The organism is Streptomyces sp. NPDC060198 (genome assembly GCF_042728415.1).
Lineage (GTDB): Bacteria > Actinomycetota > Actinomycetes > Streptomycetales > Streptomycetaceae > Streptomyces.
In genome coordinates, this window is the sequence record NZ_JBHWZJ010000033.1 from 1 (window position 1) to 19,068 (window position 19,068).

Here is a 19,068-nt window from a genome sequence, read left to right on the forward strand (position 1 = left end):
GCGCCCCTGGGAGCCGGACTCGTGCCCCTGCCACGTAGGCTGCTGCCGTCTGGCCGACGCGGTGGAGTGGGGGAGCGGGCCGATGAGCGGTACGAGGGATGTCTTCCAGCCCCTTCGGGCGCTGGATCCGCAGGTCGTCGGTGGTTACCGGCTCGTCGCCCGGCTGGGTGCCGGTGGCATGGGCCGGGTCTACCTCGCGTACACCCGGGGCGGGCGGCCGGTGGCGGTCAAGGTCGTACGGCCGGAGCTGGCGGACGACCCCGGTTTCCAGCGGCGGTTCGCCCGGGAGATCAAGGCGGCCCAGCGGGTCCGCGGGGTGTACACCGCCGAGGTGATCGACGCCGACGTGCACGGTGAACCGCCGTGGCTGGCCACGTCGTACGTACCCGGGCCGTCCTTGTCACAGGCCGTGGCCCGGCACGGTCCGCTGTCGGTTCCCGCCGTGCTGTGGCTGATGGCGGGGATGGCGGAGGCGCTGTTGGCCATCCACGCCGAGGGCATCGTGCACCGGGACCTGAAGCCGTCGAACGTGCTGCTGTCCGGCGACGGGCCGCGCGTCATCGATTTCGGCATCGCGACGGCGGCCGACGCGACCGCGTACACGGTCACCGGGCAGGCGGTGGGCACGCCCGCCTACATGGCTCCCGAGCAGGCGTCCGGGGGAGAGGTCACCGGAGCGGCCGACGTCTTCTCCCTCGCCCAGACGGCCGCGTTCGCGGCCCTGGGCGAGTCGCTCTACGGCGAGGGCCAGGGCGTCGACGTGCTGTACCGGATCGTGCACTCCGAGCCCGACCTCTCGTCGCTGCCCGAGTCCCTGCGCCCGCTCTTCGCCCGGTGCCTGTCCGCGGACCCGGTGGACCGGGCCACCCCGGACGAGGTCCTGGAATGGTGCCGGGGGCGGCTGGGGCCGGACGCGGACGGGGGCGGGGCGCCGGCCGTGTGGCGGCGGTTCAGCGAGCAGGACGTCGAACTTCCGCCGCCGCTGCCCGATCCCACTCCGGTGGGGACGCGACTGCAGCCACAACCATGGACACGTGCGCAGCCGGTGCCACAGGCGCAGCCGCCGCGGTTCCCGTTCGGCCTGCCGGTTCCCCCGGCAGGGGCGGAACCCACGACCACGGCGAAGCGCGGCCGGCGCACCGCTCTGATATCGGCCGTGGCCCTGGCGGGGATCGCGGCGCTGCTCGCGCTGGTCGCCCCGCCGTTCATGGACCTGGTGCGCCAGAGCGTCCACCAGGTCGCCGCCCGCTCGTCGGACTCCACCGGCACGGAGGTCCTGGGCGCCGGCGAAGGCGCGGCCGGCTCTCCGTCGTCCTCCGCCTCGTCCCGGAACCCGAAACCCCAGCCGTACCCCGCGGTCTACCTGGACGCGAAGACCTCGGCCAACCTCGACGACCCGACGGTCAAGGTGGTGGACGGCACCGGGGAACTCCGTTTCGGATGCGAGAGCGCCGGTTGTGAACTGGAGGGCGACACGCTCGTCTTCCGGCAGATGGTCAACTTCCGGGACATCACCCTCGACGACTGCCGTTCGGCCGTGAAGGGCCGGAAGGATCACCGCCTCTTCCTCGCCGGCACGGCGGACGGGAGCGAGATCTGCGTCAAGAGCGCCTCGGGGGACATCGGGCTGCTCGTGATCGGGATCAAGGCCACCGCGGTCCCGGAAGCCGGCTTCGTCCAGGCCGACATGACGATCTGGCGAGGAGCGGCGTAACGGCCGTCCGGGCGGGGTGGGCCGCTGCTCCCCGGCCCGGGACGGGCTCCGGGGACCGGTGCGGGAGCGGGGCACCCGGCGTACTGAAGCGTGTTGCGAAAGTCCCGCCCGTCCGGCTGGAGCCGCGGCCGGCCGGGCGGCCACGTCGGTCCGCGGTCACCCGGCGCCCGCTACGGCGTGTGCGGCGAGGGCTCTCCGCAGCCGCAGGAGCGCCGTACCACCAGCGCGGAGGGGAACTGCTTCAGCCGCTCCCGCCGGGAGCCGGAGACCCGCAGCGAGTCGTCGAGCACCAGGTCCACGGCGGCGCGCGCCATCGCCGGGCGGTCCGAGAAGACCGTGGTCAGCGGCGGGTCGGTGAGCCCGGCTTCCTTGACGTCGTCAAAGCCCGCGACGGCCAGCTCGCCCGGTACGTCGATGCGCAGCTCGCGGGCGGCCCGCAGGACGCCGATGGCCTGGTCGTCGGTGGAGCAGAAGATGGCCGGCGGCCTGTCCGGGCCTGCGAGGAGACCGAGGGCCACCTGGTAGGCGTCGTAACGGTTGTACGGGGCCTGGAAGAGCCGGCCCTCGGTGGAGCGGCCGGACTCGTGCATCGCCCGGCGCCAGCCCTCGACGTGGTCGGCGACCGGGTCGCCGACGGACGGGGTGGACTCCACGCCGCCGAGGCAGGCGACGTACTCGTAACCGTGTTCCAGCAGGTGGCGGGTGGCGAGCTGGGCGCCGCCGACGTCGTCGGTGACCACCGCGACGTCGTCGATCGCCTCGGGGCGCTCGTGCAGCAGCACCACCCGGGCGTCCCACGCCTCTATCTCGGCGGCGGCCCGTTCGCTGGGGCCCTGGCTGACCAGGATCAGCCCGGAGACCCGCATGCCGAGGAAGGCCCGGAGGTAGTGGACCTCGCGTTCGTCGCGGTAGTCGGAGTTGCCGACCAGGACCATCTTCCCGCGCTCGGCGGCGGCCTGTTCGACGGCGTGCGCCATCTCCGCGAAGAACGCCTGCCGGGCGTCCGGCACGATCATCCCTATGAGGTCGGTCCGCCTCGACGCCATCGCCTGGGCAACCCGGTCGGGCCGGTAGCCCAGCTCCTTGATGGCGGCGAGTACCCGCTCGCGCGTGGCCGGGGCGACCGGCCTGGGTCCGTTGTTGATGACGTAGCTGACGACCGCGGTCGACGTACCCGCCAGTCTTGCCACATCGTCCCGCGTCACCTTGGCCACGCGCGGCAGTCTACGCGGATGGAACTACCTCTTCACAGGCGCGACCACGGGTTCCTCTTCGGCGACCTCTGCCGGTTCGGATCGCTCCGCCGGCCGGTCCGGCGGAGTGCCGCCCCGGGACGCCGATTCCTGGGCCGCCTGCTTCCGCTCGCCCTTCTCCGGCGCGACGAAGCGGTAACCGACGTTGCGGACCGTGCCGATGAGCGACTCGTGCTCGGGGCCGAGCTTGGCGCGCAGCCGCCGTACGTGGACGTCGACCGTGCGCGTACCGCCGAAGTAGTCGTAGCCCCAGACCTCTTGCAGCAGCTGGGCGCGGGTGAAGACCCGGCCCGGGTGCTGCGCGAGGTACTTGAGCAGCTCGAACTCCTTGAAGGTCAGGTCGAGGACCCGGCCCTTGAGCTTCGCGCTGTACGTCGCCTCGTCCACGGAGAGATCGCCGTTGCGGATCTCCATGGGGGAGTCGTCGGCGGTGATCTGCTGCCGTCCCGTGGCGAGCCGGAGCCGGGCCTCGACCTCGGCCGGACCCGCCGTGTCCAGCAGGACGTCGTCGATGCCCCAGTCGGCGGTGACGGCCGCGAGGCCGCCCTCGGTGACGACGAGGATCAGCGGGCAGCCCGGCCCGGTGGAGCGGAGCAGCTGGCAGAGGGAGCGGACCTGCGGAAGGTCACGCCTCCCGTCGACCAGGATGATGTCGGCACCCGGGGTGTCGACGAGAGCGGGTCCTTCGGCGGGGGCCACCCGCACGCTGTGGAGCAGAAGGCCGAGGGCGGGGAGCACCTCCGTCGACGGTTGAAGGGCGTTCGTCAGGAGCAGCAGTGAGCTCATCGCCGCTCACCTGCCTCGGTCGTCGGTCGATCGTGGTGCACGTTTCGCTCGCCCATTACGTCGGTCCTCCTCGTTCCCTGCGAGAGGGGCACTCCCGGGTCGGACCCGGGGGAGATGCGGCACATCACTTCGTCACTCTGAACGGCTGTACGGCTGAGCCTTGCGGCATTCGTCATACAGGTTTTACGGGTGCGGCCCCGCGCCCTGGGGTCGCTGAGCTTGTTGAAACGTCTCCGTAACAACACGCGGAAAGCACAAAAGGATCCGGGGGCTGCTCTGCCCGGATCCTCTTCGCAGCAGAATAGCCCACATGAGTTCACTCTCCGAGGGTCGATTCGTGAGTTCTTCTGTTCCCTTGATCACGCGAACCCCGCAGTACGCCACATTGCTCACCGATGACGGGGTGCCGGTGGAGGCGGTGTACGAGCCGTGTACGGCAGGTGCCGGGCCGGGCGCCGCACGGGTCGCGGAGCAGACGGCCATCGTGGTCGCGCACGGTTTCACCGGCTCACTCGACCGGCCCGCCGTCCGGCGTGCCGCGAGGGTGTTCTCGCAGCGTGCGGCCGTGGTGACGTTCTCCTTTCGGGGGCACGGAAACTCCGGCGGAAAGTCCACGGTGGGGGATCGCGAGGTCCTCGACCTGGCCGCCGCGGTGTCCTGGGCGAGGTCTCTGGGACACCGCAGAATCGTTACGGTCGGGTTCTCCATGGGCGGCTCCGTGGTGCTCCGACAGGCCGCTCTGTATACGAAGAAAGCCGTAGGGAAAGAGGGGGCCGTTCGGGGGGTGGCGGAATCATCGGGTCCTGCCTCCGGCCCCGCCCCCGGCTCCACCTCCGCCCCCGGCTCCACCTCCGCCCCCGGCTCCACCTCCGCCCCCGGCTCCACCTCCGCCCACGTCGACGGAGTGATCTCCGTCAGCTCCCCGGCCCGCTGGTACTACCGGGGCACCGCGTCGATGCGCCGGCTGCACTGGGTGGTCACCCGCCCCGCCGGACGGCTGGTCGGCCGGTACGGGCTGGGCACCCGCATCCACGACGAGGACTGGGACCCGGTGCCGCTCTCCCCGGTGGAGGCGGTCCCGCTGATCGCGCCCGCCCCGCTGCTGGTGGTGCACGGCGACCGCGACCCGTACTTTCCGCTGGACCACCCCCGGATGCTGGCGGACGCGGCGGCCCGGGGTGCCGCCGAACTATGGCTGGAGCGGGGCATGGGACACGCCGAGAACGCGGCGGACGAGGCGCTGCTCGGCCGGATGGCCGACTGGGCCGTCGGCGCGTGACCCATCATGGACAGCGCGCGCGGCACGGCCGGGCGCGGGTTTCCGCGTGACGCATGTGACCCATGTGATGTGTGTGACGTGTGTGATTGCAACGACGGACGGACGACGAAGGGGGTGCCGCCATGGCGGCGGGCACGATCCGTTACTGGGCCGCGGCCAAGGCCGCCGCGGGCACCGCGGAGGAGCCGTACGCGGCCACGACACTGGCAGAGGCACTGGACGCCGCGCGCACACGTCACCCCGGAGAGCTGGTGCGGGTGCTCCTGAGGTGCTCGTTCCTGGTCGACGGGGCTCCGGTCGGGGCGCGGCGGCATGAGACGGTACGCCTTGCCGAGGGCGGCACGGTCGAGGTGCTCCCGCCGTTCGCAGGAGGGTGAACCGGAGACGATGAGCAGCGCACAGAACAGGGACCAGAGCGGCGCCCGGCCGCAGGGCCAGGAGCCGTACCCGTACGGCGACGGTGAGGCGTACCCCGAGCACGCCCACCCGGGCCCCCAGCAGTACACCGGCGGCCCCGCCGCCGCACCGGCGTATGAGCAGCAGCAGGGTTACGGCGGGCAGCAGCAGGGCTACGGCGGGCAGCCGGAGCAGCACGGGCAGTACGGGCAGTCGGAGCAGCACGGGCAGCCGGGGCAGCACGGGCACGCGGCGCAGGCTCCGGGGCACGGCTCCGGTGGTGCGGACACGGGCTCCACGCAGACCTGGCAGGGGCAGACCTGGGACACCCAGTACCAGCCCACGGTCCAGCCGCAGCAGCCCCAGCCCCCGCAGCCCCCGGCTCCGCAACAGCAGCACCGGCAGCCGGTGCACGGGCAGCCCCAGGCGTACGGGCAGCCAGGTCAGGCGGAGGCGCAGTACCCGCCGCACGCGTACGGGCAGCAGGGGTACGGGCAACAGCAGCCCGCGCAGTCGTACGGTCAGGCCCCGCAGCCGTCCGGGCAGCCCGCGCAGTCGTACGGTCAGGCCCCGCAGCCGTCCGGGCAGCCCGCGCAGTCGTACGGTCAGGCCCCGCAGCCGTCCGGGCAGCCCGCGCAGTCGTACGGTCAGGCCCCGCAGCCGTCCGGGCAGCCCGCGCAGTCGTACGGTCAGGCCCCGCAGGAGTACGGGCAGGCTGCGTCGCCGTACGCGCAGGCGCAGCAGGGGTACGCCCAGCAGCAGGGCCGCCGGCACCCTCAGCACCCCCAGCAGCACGGGCAGCAGGGCCCGCAGCAGGCGTGGGGGCAGCCGCAGCACCAGCCGCGGGAGGCCGCGCCCGACGCGGCGCAGACGGCCTTTCTGCCGCCGGTCGCCGGTCCGCCGGCTCCCGCGCCCGACGCGGGGCAGACGGCCTTTCTGCCGCCGGTCGCCGGTCCGCCGGCTCCCGCGCCGGCCTCCTACCCGCTGCCCGCCGAAGTCCCGGTGGCACCGGCGGCCCAGCCTTCCGCGGCCGAGCGGTTCGGCGTACCCGCGGAGGCGGCCCCGGACGCCGCCGCTCCGGAGCGGCCCGGTGCGGACGGGTACAGCGCTCCCACCACGCTCGGCAACACCCGGATCACCGATGCCCAGCGCGCCCGGGCCGAGGGCCGTTCGCCGATCATCGCGCCGGGCATGCAGCCCGCCGCGCTGACCGCCGTACTCGGACTGCTGGTGGCGGTCGGCGCCGCGCTCGGCCAGTACGCGCTGGCGGTGCCGCTGGTGCTGCTCCAGGCCGTCACCGCGGCCGGGTGGTTCCGGCTCAACGGCATGTGGCCGGCGCGGCAGGGCATCGCGCTCGCCTTCCTCGGCGGGTTCGTCGCGGACATCGCGCTGCTCGCCGCCGGTCGTGAGCACGGCACGGCCGCTCTCCTCGGCACGCTCGGCGTGTGGGTGCTGCTCACGCTGGTGCTCCAGCTGCGGAGCCACGCGGGGGCCGACGAGCGGATGTACGGGCTGATGGCCACGGTCGTGTCGGCGGCCCTCGCGGTGCTGGCGGGCGGGTATCTCGCGGCGGATCCGGACGTGGTGGTCGCGGGCGCGCTCGCCGTCGCCGCAGCCGCGCTGGTGCGCGCGCTGCCGCTGCCCGGGCCGGTCTCCGTGGCCGGGGCCCTGGCCGTCGCCGTCGCGGCGGGTGCGGTGGGCGGCAAGCTCGCCGGGATCGGCCTGCCGGGTGCGGCGCTGGCCGGCCTCGCGGCGGGGGTCTGCGCCCTCGTCGGGCTCCGGGCGGCCAGCTACGACTACCCGTCCCGGTTCGTCCACATGACGGCCGGTGTGGCGCTGCCGCTGACCGCCGCGGCGCCGGCCGTCTACCTCGTCGGCCGGATGATCGGCTGATCTTTCCGGGAACCGACCGGGTACCCCGCTTCGTCGCTCACTCCGGGCTTTCCGTGGCCGTGTCAGGCACAGGGGAAGCCCGGAGTCCGTTGACGAGAGTGGGAGAAGAACAGCCATGCGCGCACTGCGAATACTGCTGATCGTCGTGGTGGTGCTGGGGGGCCTCTTCGTGGCCGTCGACCGCCTGGCTCTCCACTTCGCCGAGAACGAGGCGGCGGACCGGGTCGAGTTCACCGGTGCCACGGCAGCCTCGACCGACGTCTCGATCCACGGCTTCCCCTTCCTCACCCAGGTCGCGAGCCGGAACCTCGACCAGGTCGACGTCACGCTCAAGGGCATCCAGGCCGGCAGCGACGGGAACACCATCCGGATCAACGAGCTGCGGGCCGAACTCGACCGGGTCGTCATCGGTGAGGGGTACTCCAGCGCCCGGGCCGGGCTGGTCAAGGGCACCGCGCTGGTCAGCTACGCGGACCTGACGGCCGCCGCCGAGGACGGCATCACCGTGCAGTACGCCGACGACGGGAAGGTCAAGGTCACCGGCAGCGTGGACGTACCGGGCCTCGGCAGCGTCTCCCGCAGTGTCGTCTCCTCGGTCACTCTGGCCGACGGCCGTACCGTCCGGGTCCGGGCGGACGCGGTGCCGGGTGAGGACATCCCCGGCCTGGAGGGACTGGTGCGGGCCCGCACCGACTTCGAGCGGAACCTCGGCGGACTGCCCGACGGTGTGGTGCTGAAGAAGATCGAGGCGCTTCCGGAAGGGCTGGAGGTCTCGGTGGAGGCCACCGACATCGCCCTCGCCGGCTGAGGCCGGGCGGGCGACCGGGCGGGCGTCCGGGCGGGCGTCCGGGCAGTCGCCGGGTTCACCGCTCGTGGTGAGGGCGCGGGATCGGTGCCCGGATGGTGAGACGTGGGTGTTCGTACCGCAGATGTGACGCCGGTCCGGTCCCCCCGGAAGGGGAGGGGAGGGCCGGATTTCGCTTACGCGTCTCGAATCGCGGACGTTACCGTCTCATCATCCGACATGCCGGTGACATCCCCGCCTCCGGCTCCCTACGATCGGACACATGAAACGACAGGCGGACCTCACGAAGCGGCGGGCAGTAGACCTGTGCCGCGTCGCCGCCATGCTCTGTCGCACCTTCTGAGCAGGACGTTCCGTTCCGTCCCGCTTCCCTCCGGCCCCTCGACCGTTGAACCGTCGGGGCCGGTCCGTGCCCCCGGTGCACGCCCACGCCCGGCGTCCGCGTGTACCCGCAGCACTCTTCACTCCGCACGACACCGCCGCAGACTGCCCCGGAGGAGAACAGCATGAGCCGCAGCGACGTACTGGTCGACGCAGACTGGGTCGAGGCCCACATCGACGACGCGCAGGTCGCCATTGTCGAGGTCGACGAGGACACCTCGGCGTACGAGAAGAACCACATCAAGAACGCCATCCGGATCGACTGGACGAAGGACCTCCAGGACCCGGTCCGCCGTGACTTCGTCGACCAGGCCGGCTTCGAGAAGCTCCTGTCGGAGAAGGGCATCGCCAACGACACCCTGGTGGTCCTCTACGGCGGCAACAACAACTGGTTCGCCTCGTACGCGTACTGGTACTTCAAGCTCTACGGCCACGAGAACGTCAAGCTCCTCGACGGTGGCCGCAAGAAGTGGGAGCTGGACTCCCGCGACCTGACCGACGCCGTCCCGTCGCGCCCGGCCACCGCGTACAAGGCCAAGGCCCAGGACGAGTCGATCCGCGCCTACCGCGACGACGTCGTGGCGGCCATCGGCACCCTGAACCTGGTCGACGTGCGGTCGCCCGACGAGTTCAGCGGCAAGCTGCTCGCCCCGGCGCACCTTCCGCAGGAGCAGTCGCAGCGCCCCGGCCACGTGCCCGGCGCCCGCAACATCCCGTGGTCGAAGAACGCCAACGACGACGGCACCTTCAAGTCGGACGACGAGCTCAAGGCCCTCTACGAGGACGAGCAGGTCGACCTGGCGAAGGACACCATCGCCTACTGCCGCATCGGTGAGCGCTCCGCGCTGACCTGGTTCGTCCTGCACGAGCTGCTCGGCCAGGAGAACGTCAAGAACTACGACGGCTCGTGGACCGAGTACGGCTCCCTCGTGGGCGTGCCGATCGAGCTCGGCGCCAACAAGTAATTCGCAGGACCCCTCGACCCAGAAGGACTGAACACCATGTGTGGAGCACAGGCCGGCGGCCCCGACGCTTCGACCATCAAGCCCGGTGAGACGACGATCCAGGGCAGCGTGACCCGCGACGGCGAGCCCGTCACCGGTTACGTCCGCCTGCTGGACTCGACCGGCGAGTTCACCGCCGAGGTCCCGACCTCGGCGACCGGACAGTTCCGTTTCTACGCGGCCGAGGGGACCTGGACGGTCCGTGCGCTGGTTCCGGGCGGCAGTGCCGACCGCACCGTCGTCGCGCAGACCGGTGGCCTCTCCGAGGTGGCCATCGCCGTCTGAGTGACATGAGCCGCTGATCGGTGCGGCCCCGGCGTGAGCCGGGTGCCGCACCGGTGAGGCAGGGCCGCAGGGCCGTACCCCAGGGGGTTGGACGCCACCTGTGACAGAAGGGGTGCGGCCCTTCGCGCTGCCCGTACGCTGGACGTATGTACGCCCGGCGCCGGCGCGGTTATTTCCTGCTGATGGGCGGATGCGTCGTCCTCTTCGTGTCCGCCTGGGCCGTCGTGCGCCTCTGGTCGGTGCCCGCCGCCGTCGGGATGTGCGTGGTCGCCATGGTCATCCCGCCGGTCGCGGCGATGGTCGCCAACCGCCGTGGACCCGAGGACCGGTGGTGGGACGAGTACCCGTCCGGGGACCCGGAGTCCGACGAGTGGTGGGACGAGCTGGACGGCAGGAAGCGCCGCCGTCACGACCGTTGAACCCTCGCGACGAATGACGGACCGTCAGTAGACCAGCGCCTGGGTGCCGTCCGCCATCGCTTCCTGGACGAAGACCTGCGCCCCTGCGATGCGTACACCCTCCAGGACGTCCCGCTCCGTGATGTCGCGTCGCGCCGCGCACTGGGTGCAGAGGGTGATCCGGCCGCCCGCCATGACCGACTCGATGAGGTCGGGCAGCGGTGCGGCGTGCGGGAGTTCGAAATCGGCCGCACGGCCGGGCAGGGCGAACCAGGCGGACTCCCCGGTCAGCCAGAGAGAGACCTCCACCCCGCTGGCGACGGCGACCGCCGCCACCGTGAACGCCTGCGAGCACCGCTCGGCGGAGTCGGCCCCTGCGGTCACCTTGATCACGAGCTTCTTCGGCATATGCCGAACTGTAACCGTCCGCGGTGCAACCTCTCCTGTGACCTGTGGGTCTGTTGTGTGCGCAGGTAATGGAACCCGCGCCTCAGGTCTCTTATGGGGGGACCCTTTTGGAACCGAAAGACACCAATTCCGGCGATGCCGTCCCGTTGCCGGACGCGCCGCAGGCCGCGAACACTGGTGAGAACCTGAACCCGCCCGCTCCTTCCGCACCGCCGGCCCCCGCCGCGCCGCCCGCGCCCGCCGATGCCGTGTCACCCACCGGCGCTGTGGCGCCCACGCCGGTCGTGCCCGTACCGCCGTCCGCCGCGCCGGACCCCGCCGCCGAACCGGCACCGGACGCCGTCCGCCGCCGTCCGCGCGGCCGTACCTCGTTGATCGTGCTGGCCGCCGCCGTGCTCGGCGTGGCCATCGGTGGGGCCGTGGGGTTCGGCGTGCAGGCCGACCGTGACCCGACGCCGCTGGGCACGCTCGCGCACGCGCGGCTCGCCTACCCGGTGAAGCCGGGCAAGGCCTCCGACCCGCTGCCGGTGGCCCAGGACCGCCAGGTGAAGACGGACGGCGACCTGACCGAGCTGCTGCTGAGCGCCCCCAAGAACGCCGATGTGGGCGAGGGATACGGCACGGGCTGGCTGACTCTCTCCGACTACGCCTCGGAGTACGAGAGCCCCGACTACATGTTCGACGACCTGCTGGGCAGCGGCATCCGACGCGTCGCGGAGGCGTCCTGGGCGGAGGGTGAGCACCGCGAAACGAAAGTCGACCTCGTGCAGTACCGCTCCGGTGACTCCCTCGGAGCCGCGGACCACTTCACCGCGCAGATGGACTACCTGCCGTACGAGGACGGGGCGGACAGCGAAGGCGACCCCATCAAGGGCAGCCTCGACGGCCGGTACTTCATCTACCCGGTCCAGCGCGAAGCCGGATACCTGCCGATGTACGAGGCCAGGGCCATCGCGGTGCGTGGGGACATCGTGATGGACATCTCGGTCTTCGACTCCGAGCCGATCAGCAAGAAGACCATCCGGAGCCTGGCGGAGCGCCAGTTGGAGCGGCTGTGAACGACGAGAAGAACGAAGCCGTGACCCCGGACGCCACCCTCGGCACGCCCGTCGACGCCGGGCCCGTCCCGGATACGGCGGCAGCGGAGGAGACCGGGGCGTCCGCGCAGCACGGGGCATCCGCGCAGCCCGGGGCATCCGCGGAGACCGGGGCGCCCGCCCCGGCGGCGGCGAAGACCGGTACCGGCCGGGTGATGCGGGTGGCGCGGTACGTCGTGCCGGCCGTGGTCGTCCTCGGCGTGATCGCCGGCGCCGGCGTGTACACGAAGAACACCGTCGACTCGGCGGACCGCACCTCGCCCACCGTCCTCTGGCCCAAGGGCGCGCCGAAGGAGTACGGAAAGGCGAAGGACGAGGAGAAGGACCTCGGCACGGCCGCCCTGGAGGGCCGGTCCGACTCCGAACTCAGCAAGCTGCTCCTCCCGGCGACGAAGGACTGGCGGCTCGGCATGGACGTCGGGGAGCTGAGCAACGACAGCGTGATCAGTGGCAAGGAAGCCACGGCCGTCTTCAAGGAGTCGGCGCACGGTCTGGCGGGCAAGGACCGCCGCGCGTACGAGAAGCGCGTCGACCGGATGAAGGTCCAGGGCATGGCCCAGCGGTCCTACGTGTCGCAGCAGTCCGGGATGACGGCTGTCATCGGGGTCGTGAAGATGAAGGACACCAAGACGCTGTACGACCTGTGGTCCGCCGACACCGAGTTCATGGACGGGCTCGACGTCTTCCGCGACGGTCCGAAGATCAAGGGCTACAAGAAGGCCCTCTGCTTCCGGTACCCCAAGAACGAGGACGACCTCGACGGCGTGACGTGCACGGCGTACGAGGGTGAACTCCTCATCAGCGTCGACGTCGAGGGCACGGAGCCCATGAGCATGTCCGACGTCGCCGATCTGGTGAAGGACCAGCTCGACCACATCAAGTCCCCGGGGGAGTACATATGACCGAGCAGACGGTGACCCCGCAGCCGCAGGCCGACACGCCCGCGCCCGCCCCGGCCCCGGCAGTGCCTGCCCCTGCCGCCGCCCCGGCAGCGCCCGCACCCGCGCCGGTACCGGCCCCGGCAGCGCCCGCACCCGCGCCGGTACCGGCCCCGGCCCCGGCCCCGGCCCCGGCCCCGGCGGAGCCTGCCCCTGCCGCCGCCCCCGCGGAGGTACCGCCGGTTCCGGCGCCCGCACCGCCGCCCCTCCCCGGGGGACCTGCGCCCCTGCCTCCCCCGCCCGCCGGGGACGCGGCCGTACCGCAGGGGAGCCCCGAGGGGCAGGAGCCTCCCGCGGGCCCCCGGAAGCCCCGGCGCACGCTGCGTGCAGTCGCGCGCTGGACCGCCGCCGTCCTGGTCTTCGGTGCCGCCTCGGCCGGGACCGCCTACGGCATCACCTCGATGGAGCGGACCGACGTGCCCGGTCTCTCCACCGTGAGCGACGGCCGGTGGGACTACCCCGGGCTCGCGCTGCCCGCACTGCCCCCCGGCAAGGCCCGCCCCTTCGACGCCTCCAACAACGCGGAGATCCACTACGCCGACGTGCGGAAGCTGCTGCTGCCCGCCCCCGCCGGGTCGGTGCCGGACGAGAAGCTCACCGGCGACTGGGTCCCCTCGGCCCAGTTCCTCTCGGAGTTCGCCGAGGGCGACCGGTCCCACCTCGGACAGGTCCTGACGGACTCCGCGCTGCGCCACACGGCGGCACGCGGCTGGACCATGCCGGACGGCACTTCGTCCAAGATCTACCTGCTCCAGTTCAACTCGGTCGCGTTCGCCACCGACCTCGGCGACGAGCTGGCCATGCGCAACGGGGAGCAGCCGCTGCCCGGCGGAGTGACGGGTCTGGTCCGGGACGATTCCTGGCCGGACGACACGATCTCGGCCGACGTCCAGCCGTACGTCTTCGACGAGGAGAAGCCGTACGACAAGGAGCACGTACGGGTCGCGTACGTCATCGCGGGTGACACCGTCGCGATGATCGAGCAGTCCCGAGGGGGTGGCGGGAAGGCGGCGAAGGTGCCGTTCCAGCAGACGGTGATCCTCCAGAACCAGCTGCTGGGCTGAGCCCGGACGGTGCCCCGCCGCCGGGCACCGCGCGGACCTGAACGAGAGAGCCGGGCCCCCACCGACTAGGCTGGGGCCCGGCCCTGTATTGGCGCCATTGCAGCCATTCGCTCGCTACGAGGAGCTCCCGTGCTTGAGGTTTTCTTCTCCACCCTGCTGGTCCTGGTCTGCGTCGGCGTCCTCGCCTTCGCAGCGGTGACCGTGAAGAAGCTGTACCAGGGCCAGCGCTGACCCTCGTCCGACCCTCCGCCACTCCCTCACAGATCGCCTGAGCCGCTCATGATCTCGATTCCGTCCGACCTTCACCGGGACCTCGTTCCGCTGGCATTCCTGCTGGGCAACTGGGCCGGCGCGGGCGTCGCCGACTTCCCCGGCGACGAGAAGTGCAACTTCGGCCAGGAAGTCTCCTTCAGCCACGACGGCCGTGACTTCCTCGAATACGTCTCGCACTCCTGGGTGCTCGACGCCGAGGGCAACAAGGTCCGGCCGCTGGAGTCCGAGTCCGGCTACTGGCGCATCGACGAGAACCGCAAGGTCGAGATCGTCATGGTCCGCGACCAGGGCGTGGTCGAGGTCTGGTACGGCGATCTGGCCGAGAAGAAGCCGCAGATCGACGTCGTCACCGACGCGGTCGCCCGCACGGCGGCCTCCGGCCCGTACAGCGGTGGCAAGCGCCTCTACGGCTACGTGAACAGCGACCTCATGTGGGTCGGCGAGAAGGCCACCCCCGACGTCGAGCTGCGCCCCTACATGTCGGCGCACCTCAAGAAGGTCGTCACGGCGGAAGAGGTCCAGGAGATGGCGAAGAGCCTCGGCGACCTCCCGGACGACGGCATCGCCTTCTTCAAGTAGGCCGCGCCCGTTCCGGACGGCCCTCGCGCCACGGGACGCCGGTATCCGTCTTCGTGCCGGGCCGTGGTTCGAAGGCCCCGCCCGGCGGGCGGGTGCCACTTTCGGGCGTGCCACTTTCGAAACATGGCCCGGGGAATGCCGCGCGGGGAGCCGTACACTGGCCCCGTGGTCAGCACCGACTGGAAGACCGATCTCCGGCAGCGCGGCTACCGGCTCACGCCGCAGCGCCAGCTGGTGCTGGAGGCGGTCGACGCGCTGGAGCACGCGACGCCCGACGACATCCTGTGCGAGGTGCGCCGGACCGCGTCGGGGGTGAACATCTCCACGGTCTACCGGACCCTGGAGCTCCTGGAGGAGCTCGGGCTGGTGAGCCACGCCCACCTCGGCCACGGCGCCCCCACCTACCACCTGGCCGACCGCCACCACCACATCCACCTGGTCTGCCGGGACTGCTCGGACGTCATCGAGGCGGACACCGACGTGGCGGCCGAGTTCACGGCCAAGCTGCGCGAGACGTTCGGCTTCGAGACCGACCTGAAGCACTTCGCGATCTTCGGCCGGTGCCGCTCCTGCGCTGCCGGGGCGGAGCCCGTGGACGCCGGGCAGTCTTAGGGCGTGCGCCGGGGCCCGTATCGGGTTGCGGGCCCGGCCCGGACCCGATACGGCCCTGAACGCCCGGCCCCACGGGCGCGGGACGCGCGCCGTACGCTGGTCGCATGAAGAGCCCCTTGCTGTCCCTGCCCGGCGCCGTTCCCGCCGAAGGCCGCGACGAAGGTGTCGCCGCGCACTACGGCGACCTGTTCCGCGAGCAACGCGCCCTCGCCGGCGGCGACGGGTTCGTCGACCTGTCGCACCGGGGTGTCGTCACCGTCACCGGCGACGACCGCCTCAGCTGGCTCCACCTGCTGCTCACCCAGCACGTCACGGACCTCGCGCCGAACCGGGCCACCGAGGCGCTGATCCTCTCCGCCAACGGCCACATCGAGCACGCCCTCTACCTCGTGGACGACGGCACCACGACGTGGGCGCACGTCGAGCCGGAGACGCGTGCGGAGCTGGTGGCGTACCTGGAGTCGATGAAGTTCTTCTACCGGGTGGAGGTCGCCGACCGCACCGGGGACTTCGCCGTCGTGCACCTCCCGGCCGGCTCCATCACCGAAGTGCCCGAGGGCCTCGCCGTGCGCGAGGAGCCGCACGGCCGGGACGTGTTCCTGCCGCGCGCCGACCTGGAGACGTACACCGCCGGGGCCGGTCCGGCCGCGGGCATCCTGGCGTACGAGGCGTTGCGCGTGGAGGCGCACCGTCCGCGCCTGGGCTTCGAGACCGACCACCGGACCATCCCGCACGAGCTGGGCTGGATCGGCACGGCGGTCCACCTGCAGAAGGGCTGCTACCGGGGGCAGGAGACCGTCGCGCGCGTCCACAACCTGGGGAAGCCGCCGCGCAGGCTCGTCTTCCTCCACCTGGACGGCAGCGAGGTGCACCTGCCCGGCCACGGCACCCCGGTCCGCCTCGCCTCGGACGGCGCGGAAGGCCGTCAGCTGGGCTTCATCACCACCTCGGCCCGGCACCACGAGCTCGGCCCGATCGCCCTCGCGCTGGTCAAGCGGAACGTCGCGGTCGACGCCGAGCTGCTCGCCGGGGACACCGCCGCCGCGCAGGAGACGATCGTCGAGCCGTAGTGGCCGCCTCCGGGCTGCCGGTGCCCGGACCTCGACCGGCCTCTCAGACCTCGATGAGTACGGTGAACGGGCCGTGGTTGGTGAGCGTGACCCGCATGTCCGCCCCGAACCGGCCCGTCTCCACCCGCGCCCCGAGCGCGCGCAGTTGCGCCACGACCTCGTCCACCAGCGGTTCGGCGACCTCGCCCGGCGCGGCGGCGTTCCAGGTGGGGCGGCGCCCCTTCCGGGCGTCCCCGTAGAGGGTGAACTGCGAGATGACCAGAAGCGGTGCGTTCACGTCGGAAGCGGACTTCTCGCCCTCCAGGATGCGCACCGACCAGAGCTTCCGGGCGAGCTGAGCCGCCTTCTCCGGGGTGTCGTCGTGGGTCACTCCGACCAGCACGCACAGGCCCTCGCCCATGATCTCGCCGACGACTCCGGTCTCCGGGGCGGCTTCGGTGCCTTCGGACACGGAGACGCTCGCGCCATCCACTCTCTGTACCACTGCACGCATACAGACCAACCTATCTTGGGCTGAACGGGTACAGAACCCCGGCGTCGGCCCCGGGCGGGGTGGCACGATGCACGATGTCGGTGTGCCGACGCACCGGCCGAGGGGACGGAACAGTATGAGTACCTATGGAACGGGACAATCTCCCGGTGCCGTACCGACGAAGCCCACCGCCATGCGGCCGCCCGTGCAGCGGAGCGTACCGGGACCGGAGGGCGGCCCCGGGGCAGGGGCCGCCGTCGCTCCCGGACGGACGGCGCTTCCTGCCGCTTCGGCCGGTTCCGTACCCGAACAGGGCGCCGCGCACCCGGGTTCCGAGGGGCTCGGAGCGGTCCGCCCGCAGGCCGGGTTCGGTGGGCTCAGGCTCCCGGCGCTGCGGACGATGCGCCGGGACGCCCAGCGGGACGAGGCCGATCTCAGCTACGTACGCCGGCTGGTCCAGGGCCGCATCGACATCCTCCGGGCGGAGCTGGCGCGCCGGCAGGCCCCGGAGTCCCCGGTGGTGGACCGGCTCCCGGAGATCCTCGCGGACGCCCCGTCGCTGCACCGCACCTCCGCCCGGCACGTCACGCTCCGCACGCCGCGCGGCGACGAGTACGCCAGGCTGGCCGCGGAGACGTTCGCCGAGGTGGAGCTGTCCGACCTGGAAGCCCGTACGGACGAAGAGCTGCACGCCGCGATGGGCAGGCTCGTCGGCTGCGAGAAGCAGGTCTCGCGCCGCCGCCACCAGCTCCAGCGCACGGCGGACGAATGCGGTGCGGAGATCGCCCGCAGGTACCGTGACGGAGAAGCACAAGTAGACGATCTGCTCGCCTGAGGCGACCCTTCCGGGAGCGGGTCCAGCTCCCGGAAGGCCCTCATGACCAGCAATGACGCCCTCGCCTCCCCCTCCGGCCCCGGTACCCCGGCGGTGAGCCCGGTCCTCGCGGAGGTCGTGCGGTCCGGGTTCCCGGAGGGCCGGCACCGGGGCTCGCTGGTGCTGCTGGCGGCCGACGGCAGTGTGGAATTCGCGCTCGGCGATCCGGCGGCGCCCGTCTTCCCCCGCTCGTCCAACAAGCCGATGCAGGCGGCCGCGATCCTGCGGGCCGGTCTCGACCTGTCCGGCGAGCGGCTGGCACTCGCCGCCGCGAGCCACTCCGGGGAGGACTTCCACCTCGCGCTCGTCGCCACGATGCTGGCCGAGCACGGGCTGAGCCCGGCCGACCTGCAGACCCCGCCCGATCTGCCGCTGGACCCGGTGGAGGCGGAGGCGTACCTCGCGTCCGGGCGGGTCCGGGAGCGGATCACCATGAACTGCTCGGGCAAGCACGCGGCGATGCTCGCCGTCTGCGCACTCAACGGCTGGGACACCGCGACCTACCTCGACCCGGCCCACCCGCTCCAGCGCCTGGTGCACCGGGTGATCGAGGAGGCGGCGGGCGAGCCGGTCGCCTCGGTCGGTACGGACGGCTGCGGCGCGCCGCTGATGGCGATCGGGCTGACCGGGCTGGCGCGGGCGTTCCGCTCCTTCGTCCTGGCGGAGCCCGGTACGGCGGAGCGGCGGGTCGCGGACGCGATGCGCGCCCACCCGGAGTACGTGGCGGGCACCCGGCGGCCGGACACCTGGCTGATGCGGGAACTGCCGGGGACCCTCTCGAAGATGGGTGCCGAGGCCGTGCAGGCGCTGGCCCTCCCGGACGGCCGCGCGCTGGCTTTCAAGATCGAGGACGGCTCCACCCGGGCGCTCGGCCCGGTACTGGCCCGCGCCTTGGGACTCCTCGGGGTGGACGCCCCGGTCGTGGCCCGCGTCGGCCGGGCGCCGCTGATGGGCGGCGCGGCCGAGGTCGGCGAGGTGCGGGCGGCGTTCTGACGGTTGTGGGGCGGGCGGGGGTGCGGCAGAGGAAACGATTCCTCACGCGTCTCCGGCCCGCCTCGGTCGGCCTCGGCCCGCCTTGGTCGGCCGCGGTCCGTCTTGCTCGTCGCGGTCCGCCCCTCGGTCAATCGCGGGTGACGGACTGTTCGATGAGTGCGACGGTGGCCCGGGGGTCCGCCACCTCGATGACCAGGCGGTCGTAGGTCTCGGCGTCGGCGAGTTCTATGACGACCGCTCTGTCCGGGTTCTTCACGTCCCAGAAGAGGCGTTCGCCGTGGCGGCGGAACCGGCCGGCGGTGATGACACCGGGGAGGTAGGTGCCGGCGACCCGGATGCCCTTCGGTTCGCGGGCGGCCCCGGGGTCGTGGGTGGCGCCGCGCACGTGGGCGAGGGGGATCTCCAGGCGGCTCTTGAGGCTCCAGAGCTTGTCGAGCCCCTCGATTTCGGCGATCAGCAGGCCGCGCTCGCGGTCGATGGAGATCAGGGCCATG

22 protein-coding genes are annotated in these 19,068 nt (G+C 72.2%); 17 read left to right on the top strand and 5 right to left on the bottom strand.

Annotated elements, in window-relative coordinates:
* The first annotated feature begins 82 nt into the window (after positions 1-82).
* Entirely contained in the window at positions 83-1,714 is a 1,632-nt protein-coding gene (locus ACFWEP_RS07395; RefSeq protein WP_387367008.1) for a serine/threonine-protein kinase, read from the top strand.
* A 170-nt stretch (positions 1,715-1,884) separates the two neighbouring features.
* Here ACFWEP_RS07395 and ACFWEP_RS07400 read toward each other — a convergent pair whose 3' ends face one another.
* Positions 1,885-2,928, bottom strand: a complete 1,044-nt coding sequence (locus ACFWEP_RS07400; RefSeq protein WP_387367011.1) for a LacI family DNA-binding transcriptional regulator — start codon at positions 2,926-2,928, stop codon at positions 1,885-1,887.
* Positions 2,929-2,952: 24 nt separating this feature from the next.
* Positions 2,953-3,753 (bottom strand): response regulator transcription factor, encoded by an 801-nt coding sequence (locus tag ACFWEP_RS07405; protein WP_387367014.1) that lies wholly within the window; start codon positions 3,751-3,753, stop codon positions 2,953-2,955.
* A gap of 310 nt (positions 3,754-4,063) precedes the next feature.
* Here ACFWEP_RS07405 and ACFWEP_RS07410 point away from each other — a divergent pair, with 310 nt between their 5' ends.
* The 8 genes from ACFWEP_RS07410 (at position 4,064) to ACFWEP_RS07445 (ending at position 10,215) form a co-directional block, all read left to right on the top strand.
* Entirely contained in the window at positions 4,064-5,032 is a 969-nt protein-coding gene (locus tag ACFWEP_RS07410) for an alpha/beta hydrolase (protein ID WP_387367017.1), read from the top strand.
* 122 nt (positions 5,033-5,154) lie between these two features.
* On the top strand, positions 5,155-5,409 hold the full coding sequence (locus ACFWEP_RS07415; protein WP_387367020.1) for a MoaD/ThiS family protein: 255 nt from the start codon (positions 5,155-5,157) through the stop codon (positions 5,407-5,409).
* A 427-nt stretch (positions 5,410-5,836) separates the two neighbouring features.
* Positions 5,837-7,321 (top strand): hypothetical protein, encoded by a 1,485-nt coding sequence (locus ACFWEP_RS07420; protein WP_387367116.1) that lies wholly within the window; start codon positions 5,837-5,839, stop codon positions 7,319-7,321.
* Positions 7,322-7,436: 115 nt separating this feature from the next.
* Positions 7,437-8,129, top strand: a complete 693-nt coding sequence (locus ACFWEP_RS07425) for a DUF2993 domain-containing protein (RefSeq protein ID WP_387367023.1) — start codon at positions 7,437-7,439, stop codon at positions 8,127-8,129.
* Positions 8,130-8,388: 259 nt separating this feature from the next.
* A complete protein-coding gene (locus ACFWEP_RS07430) occupies positions 8,389-8,469 on the top strand; it encodes a putative leader peptide (protein ID WP_350310325.1) in 81 nt (26 codons plus the stop codon).
* A 163-nt stretch (positions 8,470-8,632) separates the two neighbouring features.
* Complete coding sequence (locus tag ACFWEP_RS07435) at positions 8,633-9,472, top strand: sulfurtransferase (RefSeq protein ID WP_387367026.1); 840 nt, start codon at positions 8,633-8,635, stop codon at positions 9,470-9,472.
* Positions 9,473-9,508: 36 nt separating this feature from the next.
* Entirely contained in the window at positions 9,509-9,796 is a 288-nt protein-coding gene (locus tag ACFWEP_RS07440; protein ID WP_030590573.1) for a DUF1416 domain-containing protein, read from the top strand.
* Between the two features lie 146 nt (positions 9,797-9,942).
* Positions 9,943-10,215, top strand: a complete 273-nt coding sequence (locus ACFWEP_RS07445) for a DUF3099 domain-containing protein (protein ID WP_387367029.1) — start codon at positions 9,943-9,945, stop codon at positions 10,213-10,215.
* 24 nt (positions 10,216-10,239) lie between these two features.
* On the opposite strand, the gene ACFWEP_RS07450 is transcribed toward ACFWEP_RS07445, so the two are convergent.
* Entirely contained in the window at positions 10,240-10,602 is a 363-nt protein-coding gene (locus tag ACFWEP_RS07450) for a DsrE family protein (protein ID WP_387367032.1), read from the bottom strand.
* A gap of 266 nt (positions 10,603-10,868) precedes the next feature.
* Here ACFWEP_RS07450 and ACFWEP_RS07455 point away from each other — a divergent pair, with 266 nt between their 5' ends.
* The 6 genes from ACFWEP_RS07455 (at position 10,869) to ACFWEP_RS07480 (ending at position 16,235) form a co-directional block, all read left to right on the top strand.
* Positions 10,869-11,660, top strand: a complete 792-nt coding sequence (locus ACFWEP_RS07455; RefSeq protein ID WP_387367035.1) for a hypothetical protein — start codon at positions 10,869-10,871, stop codon at positions 11,658-11,660.
* Positions 11,657-12,601 (top strand): hypothetical protein, encoded by a 945-nt coding sequence (locus ACFWEP_RS07460; protein ID WP_387367038.1) that lies wholly within the window; start codon positions 11,657-11,659, stop codon positions 12,599-12,601. Before ACFWEP_RS07455 ends, ACFWEP_RS07460 begins: the two co-directional genes overlap by 4 nt.
* Positions 12,598-13,701, top strand: coding sequence for a hypothetical protein (locus tag ACFWEP_RS07465; RefSeq protein WP_387367041.1), 1,104 nt, complete (start codon positions 12,598-12,600; stop codon positions 13,699-13,701). The genes ACFWEP_RS07460 and ACFWEP_RS07465 overlap by 4 nt, the downstream gene beginning before the upstream one ends.
* 279 nt (positions 13,702-13,980) lie before the next feature.
* Positions 13,981-14,553, top strand: coding sequence for an FABP family protein (locus ACFWEP_RS07470; protein WP_328720854.1), 573 nt, complete (start codon positions 13,981-13,983; stop codon positions 14,551-14,553).
* Positions 14,554-14,718: 165 nt separating this feature from the next.
* On the top strand, positions 14,719-15,165 hold the full coding sequence (locus tag ACFWEP_RS07475) for a Fur family transcriptional regulator (protein ID WP_387367045.1): 447 nt from the start codon (positions 14,719-14,721) through the stop codon (positions 15,163-15,165).
* 104 nt (positions 15,166-15,269) lie between these two features.
* Complete coding sequence (locus tag ACFWEP_RS07480; protein ID WP_387367048.1) at positions 15,270-16,235, top strand: YgfZ/GcvT domain-containing protein; 966 nt, start codon at positions 15,270-15,272, stop codon at positions 16,233-16,235.
* 43 nt (positions 16,236-16,278) lie between these two features.
* Here ACFWEP_RS07480 and dtd read toward each other — a convergent pair whose 3' ends face one another.
* Entirely contained in the window at positions 16,279-16,728 is a 450-nt protein-coding gene (gene dtd / locus ACFWEP_RS07485; RefSeq protein WP_387367051.1) for a D-aminoacyl-tRNA deacylase, read from the bottom strand.
* A gap of 115 nt (positions 16,729-16,843) precedes the next feature.
* On the opposite strand from dtd, the gene ACFWEP_RS07490 reads away from it, so the two are divergent.
* On the top strand, positions 16,844-17,542 hold the full coding sequence (locus ACFWEP_RS07490; protein WP_387367054.1) for an ABC transporter substrate-binding protein: 699 nt from the start codon (positions 16,844-16,846) through the stop codon (positions 17,540-17,542).
* 42 nt (positions 17,543-17,584) lie between these two features.
* On the top strand, positions 17,585-18,574 hold the full coding sequence (locus ACFWEP_RS07495) for an asparaginase (RefSeq protein WP_387367057.1): 990 nt from the start codon (positions 17,585-17,587) through the stop codon (positions 18,572-18,574).
* A gap of 127 nt (positions 18,575-18,701) precedes the next feature.
* On the opposite strand, the gene ACFWEP_RS07500 is transcribed toward ACFWEP_RS07495, so the two are convergent.
* Positions 18,702-19,067, bottom strand: coding sequence for a hypothetical protein (locus tag ACFWEP_RS07500; protein WP_387367060.1), 366 nt, complete (start codon positions 19,065-19,067; stop codon positions 18,702-18,704).
* Position 19,068 lies beyond the last annotated feature (1 nt).